The 13,358-nt window shown below is 70.4% G+C and carries 13 protein-coding genes and 1 pseudogene; 13 read left to right on the top strand and 1 reads right to left on the bottom strand.

Going from position 1 to position 13,358, the window contains the following annotated elements:
• Positions 1–49: 49 nt before the first annotated feature.
• The 10 genes from lepB (FB465_RS23930) (at position 50) to FB465_RS23975 (ending at position 9,264) form a co-directional block, all read left to right on the top strand.
• Positions 50–868, top strand: a complete 819-nt coding sequence (gene lepB / locus FB465_RS23930; RefSeq protein WP_425461208.1) for a signal peptidase I — start codon at positions 50–52, stop codon at positions 866–868.
• Positions 869–1,097: 229 nt separating this feature from the next.
• On the top strand, positions 1,098–2,099 hold the full coding sequence (lepB, locus tag FB465_RS23935) for a signal peptidase I (protein ID WP_246192807.1): 1,002 nt from the start codon (positions 1,098–1,100) through the stop codon (positions 2,097–2,099).
• A gap of 145 nt (positions 2,100–2,244) precedes the next feature.
• Positions 2,245–2,994 carry a signal peptidase I gene (lepB, locus tag FB465_RS23940; protein ID WP_246192808.1) on the top strand — a complete coding sequence of 250 codons (750 nt, stop codon included), beginning with the start codon at positions 2,245–2,247 and terminating at the stop codon, positions 2,992–2,994.
• Between the two features lie 46 nt (positions 2,995–3,040).
• The gene (locus FB465_RS23945; RefSeq protein WP_145793701.1) at positions 3,041–3,550 is read left to right on the top strand and encodes an NUDIX hydrolase; all 510 of its coding nucleotides are present in this window, start codon (positions 3,041–3,043) and stop codon (positions 3,548–3,550) included.
• 20 nt (positions 3,551–3,570) lie between these two features.
• Positions 3,571–3,897 carry a DUF2469 domain-containing protein gene (locus tag FB465_RS23950; RefSeq protein WP_145793704.1) on the top strand — a complete coding sequence of 109 codons (327 nt, stop codon included), beginning with the start codon at positions 3,571–3,573 and terminating at the stop codon, positions 3,895–3,897.
• A 179-nt stretch (positions 3,898–4,076) separates the two neighbouring features.
• Complete coding sequence (locus FB465_RS23955) at positions 4,077–4,547, top strand: YraN family protein (protein ID WP_425461209.1); 471 nt, start codon at positions 4,077–4,079, stop codon at positions 4,545–4,547.
• Between the two features lies 1 nt (position 4,548).
• Positions 4,549–6,150 (top strand): YifB family Mg chelatase-like AAA ATPase, encoded by a 1,602-nt coding sequence (locus tag FB465_RS23960; protein ID WP_145793711.1) that lies wholly within the window; start codon positions 4,549–4,551, stop codon positions 6,148–6,150.
• 99 nt (positions 6,151–6,249) lie between these two features.
• Positions 6,250–7,434: a DNA-processing protein DprA gene (dprA, locus tag FB465_RS23965; RefSeq protein ID WP_246192809.1), complete on the top strand. Its 1,185-nt coding sequence runs from the start codon at positions 6,250–6,252 to the stop codon at positions 7,432–7,434.
• 402 nt (positions 7,435–7,836) lie between these two features.
• Positions 7,837–8,628, top strand: coding sequence for an RNA polymerase sigma factor WhiG (whiG, locus tag FB465_RS23970; RefSeq protein WP_145797552.1), 792 nt, complete (start codon positions 7,837–7,839; stop codon positions 8,626–8,628).
• 66 nt (positions 8,629–8,694) lie between these two features.
• On the top strand, positions 8,695–9,264 hold the full coding sequence (locus tag FB465_RS23975) for a TetR/AcrR family transcriptional regulator (RefSeq protein ID WP_145797553.1): 570 nt from the start codon (positions 8,695–8,697) through the stop codon (positions 9,262–9,264).
• 140 nt (positions 9,265–9,404) lie between these two features.
• Here FB465_RS23975 and FB465_RS37560 read toward each other — a convergent pair.
• Positions 9,405–9,962: pseudogene (locus tag FB465_RS37560) on the bottom strand (M23 family metallopeptidase); the annotation flags it as partial.
• Positions 9,963–10,454: 492 nt separating this feature from the next.
• Here FB465_RS37560 and rpsB point away from each other — a divergent pair.
• The 3 genes from rpsB (at position 10,455) to pyrH (ending at position 13,330) form a co-directional block, all read left to right on the top strand.
• Positions 10,455–11,333, top strand: a complete 879-nt coding sequence (gene rpsB, locus FB465_RS23985; protein WP_145793716.1) for a 30S ribosomal protein S2 — start codon at positions 10,455–10,457, stop codon at positions 11,331–11,333.
• A 130-nt stretch (positions 11,334–11,463) separates the two neighbouring features.
• A complete protein-coding gene (tsf, locus tag FB465_RS23990; protein WP_145793718.1) occupies positions 11,464–12,303 on the top strand; it encodes a translation elongation factor Ts in 840 nt (279 codons plus the stop codon).
• Positions 12,304–12,574: 271 nt separating this feature from the next.
• Positions 12,575–13,330, top strand: coding sequence for a UMP kinase (pyrH, locus tag FB465_RS23995; protein WP_145793720.1), 756 nt, complete (start codon positions 12,575–12,577; stop codon positions 13,328–13,330).
• Positions 13,331–13,358 lie beyond the last annotated feature (28 nt).

Raw genomic sequence — 13,358 nt, forward strand, 5'->3', positions numbered from 1 at the left:
CGCGCGTCGTCGGCGGCGCTCCCTGGTTCGTGAACTGCCGCTGATCGCCGTGGTCGCGCTCCTGATCGCTCTGCTGTTGAAGACGTTCATGGTGCAGGTCTTCGTCATCCCTTCCGGCTCGATGGAACAGACCATCGAGATCGGCGACCGGGTCCTGGTCGACAAGCTCACCCCGTGGTTCGGGAGCGAGCCGGCCCGCGGTGAGGTGGTGGTCTTCAAGGACCCCGGGGGATGGTTGGAAGCGGACCACAAGCCCTCCTCGGACGGGCCGGTGCTGCACGGGGTGAAGCAGGTCTTCTCGTACGTCGGGCTGCTGCCCTCGGAGAACGAGCAGGATCTGATCAAGCGGGTGATCGGCGTTCCCGGGGACACGGTCGAGTGCTGCGACGCCCAGGGGCGGCTGCATGTCAACGGCACCGCCCTGGACGAGCCCTATCTCGCGCCGGGCAACGCGCCTTCGAAGCAGCCCTTCAAGGTCACGGTGCCCGCCGGGCGCCTCTGGGTGATGGGGGACCACCGCGAGGTCTCCGCGGACTCCCGCTACCACATGGGGAATCCGGGCGGAGGCACCATTCCCATGGAGAACGTGGTCGGGCGCGCGTTCGTGATCGCGTGGCCGATGCAGCGGGTGAGTCAACTCGACGTCCCTTCCTCCCTCTCCTCGCTGCCCGTCCTGTCGCCGCCTGCCCAGGCGGCGGCCACCGGAGCGGGCGGCGTACGAGCGCGCGCCGTCGAAGGTGTGCCTGAATCGATCGGGTCGAACCCGGATCCCACGGAACCTCCACTCGTTATGGGTGTGTTGGGCGTCATTCCGCGCATTGTGCGGTCGAGGCGGTCGATGGCTCGGCGCGAACCGCCCGCCGGTTGATCGCCTGGTGTGCAGTGTGGGAGCACGGGCGTGACGCCCGGGAGTGATAGAGAAGTGCTGGAGTGCTCGGTGTACGGTCCGCTTGCCTCCGGAGGCTGTGCTGGTGTCAGGAGTGCCCGTGACGGGCAGGCCTGAGGCGGGTTGACGGTCGGTCACAGAGCGTGGTGCCCGCTGTGCGGCACTGGTGAGCGCGGACGCGCAGGCGTCCGCACAGCAGGGAGGAGATGTTGTGGGGGATCTGGTGATCGGCGCCCGCTCAGGAGGTCCTGAGCCCGAGGGCGTCGGCAGCCGCATGATCCGGTCCACCGAGTCCGCACAGCCGTTGGAGCCTGTCGACGACGGGACGGCTGCCCAGGCGGCCGGCGGTTCTGATGGCGGGCCCGGTCGACTGGGCGGTTCTGACGGCATGGACGGCTCGACGGACCAGTCCGCGGACGAGGCGTCGGAGGGAACGGGAGGAAGTTCCAGCAGGGCGCCGAAGCAGCGTTCGTTCTGGAAGGAACTGCCGATCCTGATCGGCATTGCGCTGATCCTGGCTCTGGTGATCAAGACCTTCTTCGTCCAGGCGTTCTCCATTCCGTCGGGGTCGATGCAGAACACTCTGCAGATCGGCGACCGGGTGCTGGTGGACAAGCTCACGCCGTGGTTCGGCGCGGAGCCTGAGCGCGGCGAGGTCGTGGTCTTCCACGACCCCGGAGGCTGGCTGAACGACGAGCCGACCCAGCAGAGCAACAACTCCTTCGTCCGGGGCCTGCAGAACGTCCTCAGCTTCATCGGGCTGATGCCGTCGGCCAATGAGAAAGACCTGATCAAGCGCGTCATCGCGGTCGGCGGCGACACCGTCGAGTGCCAGGGCAGCGGGCCGGTCAAGGTGAACGGCGTCGCGCTGAACGAGCCGTACATCTTCCCCGGCGCCGTTCCCTGCGGGGACAAGCCCTTCGGCCCGGTGAAGGTGCCGGACGGTCGGATCTGGGTGATGGGCGACCACCGAAACGACTCGCTGGACTCCCGCTTCCACCAAGACCAGCCGGGTGGCGGCACGGTGCCGGTCGACAACGTGATCGGCCGGGCCTTCGTCGTCGCGTGGCCGATCAGCAACTGGGCGACTCTGCCCGTGCCCAGCACCTTCGACCAGAAGGGCCTGGCCTCGGCCGTGCTGCCGTTCGCGCCGGCTGCCGGGGCGGCGGCCGCGGTGCCGGCGGTGTGGTGGCTCCGGCGGTATCGCCGCTGACAGCGCCCTGGTCTGCTGTCGGGTCTTGCGCGGGCCGTGGTACCGGCGAGTAATCTGCTCGCACGTGCCACGGCCCGTCGGCCTTTCCGATCCTGCCGCGGCGTACCCGTGCGGAGCGCGGGTCGACCAGGAAGGGACGGTGCCGATGAGCGGTGTAGTGGAGCGGACGGCTCCTGCGCCGAGTGCGGCGAAGGCCCGCCGAAGCATGGCGTCGATCGTGCAGGGCGTGGCGATCGCGCTCGGCTTCGTGATGCTCGTCGGTGGGTTCGGGGTGATCGCGACCGGCTACCGGCCGTTCCTGATCCCGACCGCCTCGATGTCCCCGACGCTGGAGTCGGGGGACACCGTGCTGGCGCGCAAGGTGGACGGCGGCTCCGTCGGCCGCGGCGACATCGTGGTCTTCCGCGAGCCGCTCTGGGGCGGTGCGGTGATGGTCAAGCGGGTCGTCGCGGTCGGCGGGGACACCGTGGCCTGCTGCGACGCCCAGCATCGCCTGCTGGTGAACGGCACGCCGATAGACGAGCCGTACCTGCCGCAGCAGATGACGTCGGGAGCGGGCTTCACCACGACAGTGCCGGCCGGGCGGTTGTTCCTGCTCGGTGACTTCCGGGACAACTCGCTGGACTCCCGGTCCCACCTCGACGTCGCGAGTGGCACCATCGCGGCCTCGGACGTGACGGGGCGAGTCGAAGGCACGGTCTGGCCGTTCGACCGGATGAGTGCGAGCGAGCGTACGGTGGCCTTCGACAGGCTCGGCGGGGCGGTGGCGTCCCGACCAGGCCTCCTTGAGCCCGCGGCGTACGTCATGGTGGGCGGCGCAGCGCTGATCGTGCTGGCGTCGGCGGCCGGCGGTGTGGTCTCGCTCGGCCGGCGGGCCAGGCGGCGGAGCGGCTGAGCAGGCCGGACGGCTGGACCGGACGGGCCACGCGGAGGTGACGGGCATGGCGGTCGAGCGGCGGCGGGCGGCTCGTGTCCTCCTCCTGGACTCGGAGGACCGGTTGCTCCTCTTCCGGGGTGTGGACCCGGCGGTACCGGGGGTGACCTGGTGGATCACCCCCGGCGGCGGGCTCGAACCCGGCGAGGAGGCGCGCGACGCCGCGCTGCGGGAGCTGGCCGAGGAGACCGGGCTGGCAGAGGTCGAGCTGGGCCCGGTGGTGGCATACGACACGGTGTCCTTCTCCTTTCGGGGGCAGCGGTACGAGCAGGACCAGTGGTTTCTTCAGGCCCGCACCCGCGAGACCGAGCCGGACGTCTCGGGGTGTGCCGGCGAGGAACACGCTCAGCTGCTTACCGCTCGCTGGTGGACGGTGGCGGAACTGCGGGCCACCGAGGAGACGGTGTACCCGATCGGCCTGGCGGAGTTGGTGGAGCGCTTGCTGGCGGACGGCCCGCCAGTCCCGGCGGTAAGGCTCTCCGGGCGGGCGCTGTGGTCCACAATGGGTTGGACGTGACGAGTTGAGGGGACGCCTGAATGAGTGCCGAAGACCTCGAGAAGTACGAGACCGAGATGGAGCTCAAGCTCTATCGGGAGTACCGGGACGTCGTCGGCCTGTTCAAGTACGTGATCGAGACCGAACGACGCTTCTATCTCACGAATGACTACGAGTTGCAGGTGCACTCGGTCCAGGGGGAGGTCTTCTTCGAGGTGTCGATGGCGGATGCCTGGGTCTGGGACATGTACCGGCCGGCCCGGTTCGTCCGCAAGGTGCGGGTTCTGACCTTCAAGGACGTCAATATCGAAGAGCTCGCGAAGAGCGATCTGGAGCTGCCGTCCGACGACGCGTCCTTCGGTAGCTGACGGCGCCCTTCGGCACCTGACAGTGGTCCGACGCTCGGCGCAATGTCCAGAGCCGGGCCCGATTCTCACCCCTGTGGGTGAGGAAAGTTATCCACACCCCCTGGTTATCCACAGGAATTCAGAACTCTCTGGCCCGATATGGGCCCATGCGGCAGCCTCCCGGCACGGAGGTGATTGCCGTGCAGAGTTCCAACAACGGCCTGGGCCGCTACGGCGAAGAGGTGGCTGCCCGGTGGCTTGCCGCGGGCGGGCTGAGGATCCTGGAGCGCAACTGGCGTTGCGCGGAGGGAGAGCTCGACATCGTCGCACTGGACGGCGACACGCTCGCCGTCTGTGAGGTGAAGACCCGCTCCGAACGCGGGTTCCAGCAGCCCAGTGAGGGCATCGACCGGACCAAGGCCGCGCGGCTACGGCATCTTGCCGAGCGCTGGCTGGGCGAGCGATGGCCAGTCCACTTCGCGAGGCTCGCCCAGGCGGCCGAGTCCGGGCCGTGCGGTGAGGACAACGAAGCCGCCCCAACCCGCGAGGGCGTGCCGAAGACCTTGCCGCCACCGCCGACGCCACCCGGTGGCGTACGGATCGACCTGGTCGCGGTGGTCAACCGCATCAAGGGCGCCGCTCAGGTGGAACATCTCCGAGGGGCGGTCTGAGATGGCCTTCGCCCGAACGTGTTCCGTCGCCCTGATCGGCGTGGACGGTGTGGTGGTCGAGGTCCAGGCCGACCTCGAACCCGGTGTGGCGGCCTTCGCCCTGGTCGGCCTCCCCGACAAGGCGCTCTCCGAAGCCCGCGACCGCGTTCGCGCGGCCGTGGTGAACAGCGGGGAGAGCTGGCCGCAGCGGAAGCTGACCGTCGGTCTCAGCCCGGCCTCGGTGCCCAAGAGCGGCAGCGGTTTCGACCTGGCGGTCGCCTGTGCGGTGCTGGCCGCGGCAGAGCGGCTCGAGCCGGCGTCCATCGCGGAGCTGCTGATCATCGGCGAGCTGGGCCTGGACGGCCGGGTCCGGCCGGTACGCGGGGTGCTGCCGTCCGTCCTCGCGGCCGCGGACGCGGGATACCGGCAGATCGTCGTCGCCGAACAGACCGCTGCCGAGGCCGCCCTCGTCCCCGGGGTCTCCGTGCTCGGCATCCGCAGCCTGCGCCAGCTGATCGCGGTACTCACCGGGGCGCCAGTGCCGGACGAGGCGCCCGAGCCGATGGCCGGGCGCCGAGATCCCTCGATGGCGGGGCTGATGCTGCCCGGGGCAGCAGTCCGGGGGCTCTCGGGGGAGAAGGCCGCCCAGCTCGACCTGGCGGACGTCGCGGGTCAGTACGAGGCCCGGCGCGCCCTGGAGATCGCGGCCGCGGGCGGACACCACCTCTATCTGAAGGGTCCACCGGGCGCCGGCAAGACCATGCTGGCCGAGCGGCTCCCCGCACTGCTGCCGCCGCTGACCCAGGCCGAGGCGCTGGAGGTCACGGCCGTCCACTCGGTCGCCGGGCTGCTACCCACCGACCGACCGCTGATCGACAGCCCGCCCTACTACGCGCCGCACCACTCGACCACCATGCCCGCGATCGTCGGCGGTGGCAGCGGCCTGCCCAGGCCCGGCGTGGTGTCGCTGGCCCACCGAGGTGTGCTGTTCCTGGACGAGGCCCCGGAGTTTCCCGTCCGCGTCCTCGACGCGCTGCGTCAGCCCCTCGAGTCGGGCGAGGTGACGATCGCGCGCTCGGCAGGCTCCCTTCGGCTTCCGGCCCGCTTCCAACTCTGTCTCGCGGCGAATCCGTGCCCGTGCGGCCGCCACTCCGTGAGAGGGGAGGGCTGCGAGTGCACACCCGCGATGGTGAACCGCTACCAGGCGAGGCTGTCGGGCCCGCTGCTGGACCGCGTCGACCTGCGGGTCCAGGTGGCACCGGTGACCCGGGCCGAACTGATGGAGCGCGACAGCTCGACCGAGAGCACCGAGACGGTGGCCGCCAGGGTGCGCGCGGCCCGCGAGCGGGCGGCAGCCCGGCTGGCCGACACCCCGTGGCGGACCAACGCGGAGGTCCCGGGTCACTCCCTGCGTACCCGTTGGCGGCTGGCGCCCGGAGCGCTGACCGACGCCGAGCGCGAGCTGGAGCGCGGCCTGCTCACCGCGAGAGGGCTCGACCGGGTGCTCAGGGTCGCATGGACGGTCGCCGACCTCGCCGACCGCGCCCACCCCACCAGGCTCGACGTCCGGACAGCGCTGGTCCTGCGCACGGGCGTCAGCGCGGCCTTCCCACGGCGGACCTGATGAGTCACCCGTACGAAGACCCGGACGCCGACCTCGGTGGCGAGTCCTGACCCCTGCCCTGCAGCCGATCTGCCGTCGCCCATGGAGGAAGAGGAACAGGTGAACCGCTCCCAGACCGCCGCACCCGACAGCCACGCTGCCGACACCGCAGAGCCCACATCCGCCGAGCCCGAACGGCGCGCCCGGGCGGCCCTCACCCGCCTGGTCGAGCCCGGCGACGCGGTGATCGGGCGATGGCTCACCCGGGTGAGCGCCGCCACCCTGATCGAGGCCATCCGCGAGCGCACGGTGCCCGGCTACCTCGACCTGGACGACGCCAGGCTCGCCGGCTACCGGGCCAGGCTTCCCGACGCCAACCCCGACGTCGACCTGGAACGGGTACGTAGCCGTGGTGGCCGGTTCATCATTCCGGGCGATACCGAGTGGCCGTCTCAGCTCGACGACCTCGGTGACGGTCGGCCGATCGGACTATGGGTCCGAGGCACCGGCTCGCTGCGTCTGCTGGCGCTGCGCTCGGTCGCCGTGGTGGGCGCCCGCGCCTGTACCGCCTATGGCGCACACGTCGCCGGCGAACTCGCCGCGCAGCTGGCCGAACGGGGGTGGGTGGTCGTCTCCGGGGCGGCGTACGGGATCGACGCGGCCGCTCACCGGGGCGCGCTCGCGGTCGGCGGCACCACTCTCGGCGTACTCGCGTGCGGGGTGGACGTGGCCTACCCGCAGGGCAACTCCGAGCTGATCTCCCGCATCGCCGAGCAGGGCCTGCTGCTCAGCGAGTTGCCGCCGGGGGAGCACCCCAACCGCTTCCGCTTCGTGCTCCGCAACCGTGTCATCGCAGCGCTCACCCGGGGCACGGTCGTGGTCGAGGCGGCGCTGCGCAGCGGGGCGCTCAGCACCGCACGCCGCGCCCGGGATCTCAACCGGCACACGATGGGGGTGGCGGGCCCGGTGACGTCGGAGCTCTCCGCAGGTGTGCACGCCCTGATCCGCAGCGGCGGGGCGACGCTGGTCACCGACGCCGCAGAGATCGGGGAGCTGATCGGTGCCATCGGGGACGACCTGGCGCCACGCCGCTCAGGTCCCGTGCTGCCCAGGGACTTGCTGGAGCCGGCGATCGCCCGGGTGCTTGAGGCGGTGCCGGCGACCGCCGACGGGGCACCCATCGAACGCCTGGTGCGACGGTCCGGGCTGCCGCCGGACGAAGTCCTCCAGCGGCTCTACGAGTTGGGCTCGCTCGGCTTCGTCGAGAGGTGCGGGGCGCATTGGCGGCTGGTACGGGGAGCCTGACACCCGCCGCGGGTGGCGTGCCCGGCTCGACGCGCCGGGTACGCCACCGGATCGAGGGACGCCCGAGTGGCGGTAGCGCACTGCAGCGAGTCGGTCACGCTACGCTCGCAGTGGCTTCCCTATCAGCACATGACTCGGCAGAACGGCGCAGACCAACGTATGCCCACACACATTCCCGGACACAGAGTGACCGGTGGCGTCCGGTCCTCGGGAGGGCCAGGGGCCGAGGCGCGGCCCGCCGCCGATCTCCAGCCGAAGGCGCCAGGGGTGAGGGGACTGGCACGGCAGGGCGGCCGGTCTGCAGCCCTCGGCGGCAAGGAGGACGGTCCGGCCCCGGTCGGCGCCCGCCCGCCTGCGGCGCGGCGGGAGGCGGCCGCGGCGACACCCGCCGCTGACGGCCGGGTGCCCGCCGCCGACACTCCTGTGTCCGCTGAGCGATCCGCCCTGGAATCCCTCTGGCGCTCCTACAAGGAGACCGGGGACGCCCGATTGCGCGATCAACTGATCCTGCACTACTCGCCACTGGTCAAATACGTGGCCGGACGGGTGGGAGTAGGGCTCCCCGCCAACGTGGAACAGGCAGATTTCGTCTCATCCGGGATCTTCGGCCTGATCGATGCGATCGAGAAGTTCGACATCGACCGCGCCATCAAGTTCGAGACCTACGCCATCAGCCGGATCCGCGGCGCGATCATCGACGAGCTCCGCGCCCTCGACTGGATCCCACGATCGGTCCGGCAGAAGGCCAAGGCGGTCGAGCGCACGTACGCCACCCTGGAGGCCCGGCTGCGCCGCACGCCGCACGAGCCCGAGGTGGCGGCGGAGATGGGCATCGCGATCGAGGATCTGCACGCCATCTTCAGCCAGCTCTCGCTCGCCAACGTGGTGGCACTCGACGAACTGCTGCACCCGGTGGGGGAGAGCGGCGACCGGTTGAGCCTGATGGACACTCTGGAGGACACCGGCGCCGACAACCCGGTCGAGATCGCCGAGGACCGGGAACTGCGTCGGCTGCTGGCCACGGCCGTCAACACTCTGCCAGAGCGGGAGAAGACCGTGGTGACCCTCTACTACTACGAGGGCCTCACGCTCGCCGAGATCGGGCAGGTTCTCGGTGTCACCGAGAGCAGGGTCAGCCAGATCCACACCAAGTCGGTCCTTCAACTCCGGGCCAAGCTCTCCGACATTCGCTGAGGACTCCGGCCGGGACTCCGGCGCGCTCCGTACAGTAGGAGGGTGCCGAAGATCAGAGCGGCCACGGTGGCCGAGCATCGTCAGCTGCAGCGCGCAGCGCTCCTGGATGCTGCCCGCGGCCTGCTCACCGAGGGCGGTATAGAGGCCCTGACGTTCCCCGCCCTCGCGGCAAGGACCGGCCTCGCGCGCTCCTCGGTGTACGAGTACTTCCGCTCACGTGCCGCTGTGGTCGAAGAGCTGTGCGCCGTGGACTTTCCGCTCTGGGCGGCGGAGATCGAGGCTGGCATGGCTGCCTGCGACAGCCCACAGGCACAGGTGGAGGCCTACGTACGAGGCCAGCTCGTGCTGGCCGGTGATCCTCGGCACCGTGCCGTCGCGGCCGTCTCGGTACTGGAGCTCGACCAGCCGGCGCGGGAGCGGATTCGCTCCGCGCACACTGCGCTCGTCACCATCGTGGTGCAGGCGTTGCGGGAACTCGGGCACGAGCGGCCCCGGTTGGCGGCCGCACTGCTGCAGGGCGTCGTGGAGGCGGCCGTCCGCCAGACCGAGCACGGCACGGCCGACGAGGCCAGGGTCGTGGCGGACGCAGCCGTCGCACTCGCCCTGCACGGGCTCGGAGCCGACGGCCCGGCCTGACCGCCCGCCTGACCGCCCGCCCGGCTCGGCCAAGGGCCCGGCCCTCGGCCCGGCGAGGTCCGGGCCACCGCCTGACCGTTGCCGTTCAGCGGCAGTAGCCGGGCCTGTCCGACACCCAGCAGTGCCAGCGGGTCGAGATACCGCTGCCCACGCAGCAGCCCCCAGTGCAGACAGCCGGTCGTGCAGTGCCCGGATCCGGTGGTGACCTCGCCGATCTGCTCCCCGGCTGCCACCGAGGTACCGGTAGGGAGCTTCCCCGACACCGGGAGATAGGTCGTCCGCAGCGGCGGGTTCCCCGAGCCCGGGTGAGTCACCGTCACCACGGGACGGCCGGCGACCATGCCCGAGAAGGACACCACCCCCGGCGCGGCGGCCCGTACGGCCATGCCCTCCGAGGCTGCAAGGTCCACTCCGCGATGCCCGGCAGCCCAGCGGACGGCCGGTGCGTCGAACCGATCCAGAAGCCCCGATCGCCCGCCCGCCGGCCAGGCCCGCCCGGCCCCGGCCCCAAGCCCAACAGCTCCACCGCCGGCACCCCGTGCTGCATGAGCGAACGGCTGAGGCAGGCCGATCAGCAACACCACGGCCAGCAGCAGCGCGAGCAGCAAGGCCTTACGTCGTTGGTCGGGCGCAGGCGGCGGCATCCCCGCGCGCGAGCAGAGCGAGGGATTGGACAGCAGAGTCAGCTGAGTCGGCATGCCGAGCAGGGTCCCGGTACGCCGCCGACGCGGCCAGGCCCCCCATGATTTCTGTGGACAACCCCGGCCTGTGGAAAACCCGCCTCCCTCACACGAGTGAACCCGGGCCGACCCCCACCCCGCCAAAGCCTCGCCCCAGCCCCGCCCCAGCCCCGCCGGGCGCACCCGCAGGCGCCCCCGACGAGCCGAAGTCGCTCGGCGCTCGGCGCTTCCCGTACACTTCACACGCGACCCGGTCTGCCGGGTCGACTTCGCACGCCCCGCCACCGGTGGGAAGGCCGAGGCCGGAAACGGCTCCGAACCACCCCCGCCCGGTGCGAGTGCCGCTCGGTCCACCGAGCCTGCCGCGGTTCCGACCGCCCAGGCCGAGGTGGCTCGGCACGTTCGGGGCGTCAGGCGTGGCGGTCACCCCGACCGGCACGGACAAAACCGAGCCTGACCTGGCAGCAGCCGAAACGCAGCGGCCAGGCGCAATACCTGAGGAGCACGGCTATGGCCGTCGTCACGATGCGGGAGCTGCTGGAGAGCGGCGTCCACTTCGGTCACCAGACCCGTCGTTGGAACCCGAAGATGAAGCGCTTCATCTTCACGGAGCGCAACGGCATCTACATCATCGACCTCCTGCAGTCGCTGAACTACATCGACCGCGCCTTCGAGTTCGTCAAGGAGACCGTTGCCCACGGCGGCAGCGTCCTCTTCGTCGGCACCAAGAAGCAGGCCCAGGAGGCCATCGCCGAGCAGGCCACCCGCGTGGGCATGCCCTACGTGAACCAGCGCTGGCTCGGCGGCATGCTGACCAACTTCTCGACCGTCTACAAGCGTCTGCAGCGCCTCAAGGAGCTGGGCGAGCTCGACTTCACGGATGTCGCCGGTTCCGGCCTCACCAAGAAGGAGCTCCTGGTCCTCCAGCGCGAGCACGACAAGCTGGAGAAGACCCTCGGCGGTATCCGCGACATGCAGCGCGTGCCCAGCGCTGTCTGGATCGTGGACACCAAGAAGGAGCACATCGCGGTCGGTGAGGCCCGGAAGCTCAACATCCCGGTCGTCGCCATCCTCGACACCAACTGCGACCCCGACGAGGTCGACTACAAGATCCCGGGCAACGACGACGCGATCCGCTCCGTCACGCTGCTGACCCGCGTGATCGCCGACGCCGTCGCCGAGGGCCTCAAGGCCCGCGCCGGTGTCGCCAAGGGCGACGCCAAGGCCGAGCCGGGTGCCGACCAGCCGCTGGCCGACTGGGAGAAGGACATCCTCGAGGGCGAGAAGAAGGCCGAGGAGGCCCCGGCCGCCGAGGCTGCTGCCGAGGCTCCCGCCGCCGAGGCCGAGGCTGCTGTCGAGGCGCCGGCCGCCGAGGCCGAGCAGGCCTGACGTACCTAGGGCGAGGGGCACCCGCCGGTACGACACCGGTAGGTGCCCCTCTCTCCCGTGCCAGGGCTGAACCAGCAGCCCGCGGCACAACCCCACGCAGACACGCGAGACGCGAGAAGAGATTCACACCATGGCGAACTTCACCGCCGCGGACGTCAAGAAGCTCCGTGAGCTCACCGGCGCCGGCATGATGGACTGCAAGAAGGCGCTTGACGAGGCCGAGGGCGACGTCCAGAAGGCCGTCGAGCTGCTCCGCATCAAGGGCCAGAAGGGCGTTGCCAAGCGCGAGGGCCGTGACGCCTCCAACGGCGCCGTTGCCTCGCTCATCGCCGAGGACGGCAAGTCCGGCGTCCTGGTCGAGCTGAACTGCGAGACCGACTTCGTCGCCAAGGGTGGCAAGTTCGTCGAGGTCGCCAACGCGATCGCCGCCCACGTCGCCGCCACCTCCCCGGCCGACCTCGAGGCCGCGCTGGCCTCCGAGATCGCCGCCGGCCAGACCGTCCAGCAGTTCGTGGACGAGGCCAACGCGACCCTGGGCGAGAAGATCGTCTTCCGTCGCTTCGCCCAGTTCGACAACGACGGCTTCGTCGGCGTCTACATGCACAAGTCCGACCCGGACCTCCCGCCGACCATCGGTGTTCTGGTCGAGCTGGACAAGGCCAACGCTGAGGTTGCCAAGGACGTCGCGCAGCACATCGCCGCCTTCGCGCCGAAGTACCTGTCCCGCGAGGACATCCCGGCCGAGGACCTCGAGAACGAGCGCCGCGTCGCCGAGGCCACCGCTCGCGAGGAGGGCAAGCCCGAGGCTGCCCTGCCGAAGATCGTCGAGGGTCGCGTCACCGGCTTCGTCAAGGAGAACTCCGTTCTGGAGCAGGCCTTCGCGAAGGACAACAAGAAGACCGTCGCCAAGGTGCTCGAGGAGAACGGCGTCGCCCTCAAGCGCTTCGCCCGCTTCCGCGTCGGCGCCTGAGCATCGTTCCACCGCGCTTCCCGCCTAAGGTAGGAATCGCCAGGCCCCCCACCAGGGCGGCCAGGAACGCGCCGATCGGGCTCATCCAGCGCCACTCTGTCAAAGGGCGGGCCACGTCGGCACCATGAACGACGAGGAGGCCATTGCCGTGCAGGACACCGTACCGGTTCCCGCGGCAGTGGCCTCCTCGCGTGTACGCGCAGGACTGGGTCCCCGGCACACTCGGCCGGGAGCCGGCCCTGTGAACCAGTAGGTGGAGAAGGAGAAGTCCATGAAGGAGACGCAGGAGACCGCGCAGGACGGCACACGCCGTCGCGTTCTGCTCAAGCTGTCCGGTGAGGCGTTCGCCGGTGGCGGTGGCCTCGGCGTCGACCCGGACGTCGTGCACAAGATCGCCCGTGAGATCGCCACGGTGGTCCGTGAGGGCACCGAGGTCGCGGTGGTCATCGGCGGTGGCAACTTCTTCCGCGGCGCCGAGCTCCAGGTGCGCGGCATGGACCGAGCCCGCTCCGACTACATGGGCATGCTCGGCACGGTCATGAACTGTCTGGCGCTGCAGGACTTCCTGATCAAGGAAGGCATCGAGACCCGGGTCCAGACCGCCATCACCATGGGCCAGGTCGCCGAGCCGTACCTGCCGCTGCGTGCCGTCCGGCACCTGGAGAAGGGCCGCGTGGTCATCTTCGGTGCAGGTATGGGCATGCCGTACTTCTCCACCGACACCACCGCGGTTCAGCGCGCCCTGGAGATCCACGCCGAGGTGCTGCTGATGGGCAAGAACGGCGTGGACGGGGTGTACGACTCGGACCCCCGGACCAACCCCGAGGCGGTCAAGTTCGACTCGCTCGACTACACCGAGGTCATCTCGCGCGATCTCAAGGTGGCCGACCTGACCGCGATCACGCTGTGCAAGGACAACGGCCTGCCGATCCTGGTCTTCGAGCTGCTGGCCGAGGGCAATATCGCCCGCGCGGTGAAGAGTGAGAAGATCGGCACACTCATCAGCCAGGATTCCGCCCGGGCCTGAGCAGCAGTCAGCCATGGCAGCAGTAAGG

This window comes from Kitasatospora atroaurantiaca, from assembly GCF_007828955.1.
Taxonomy (GTDB): domain Bacteria; phylum Actinomycetota; class Actinomycetes; order Streptomycetales; family Streptomycetaceae; genus Kitasatospora; species Kitasatospora atroaurantiaca.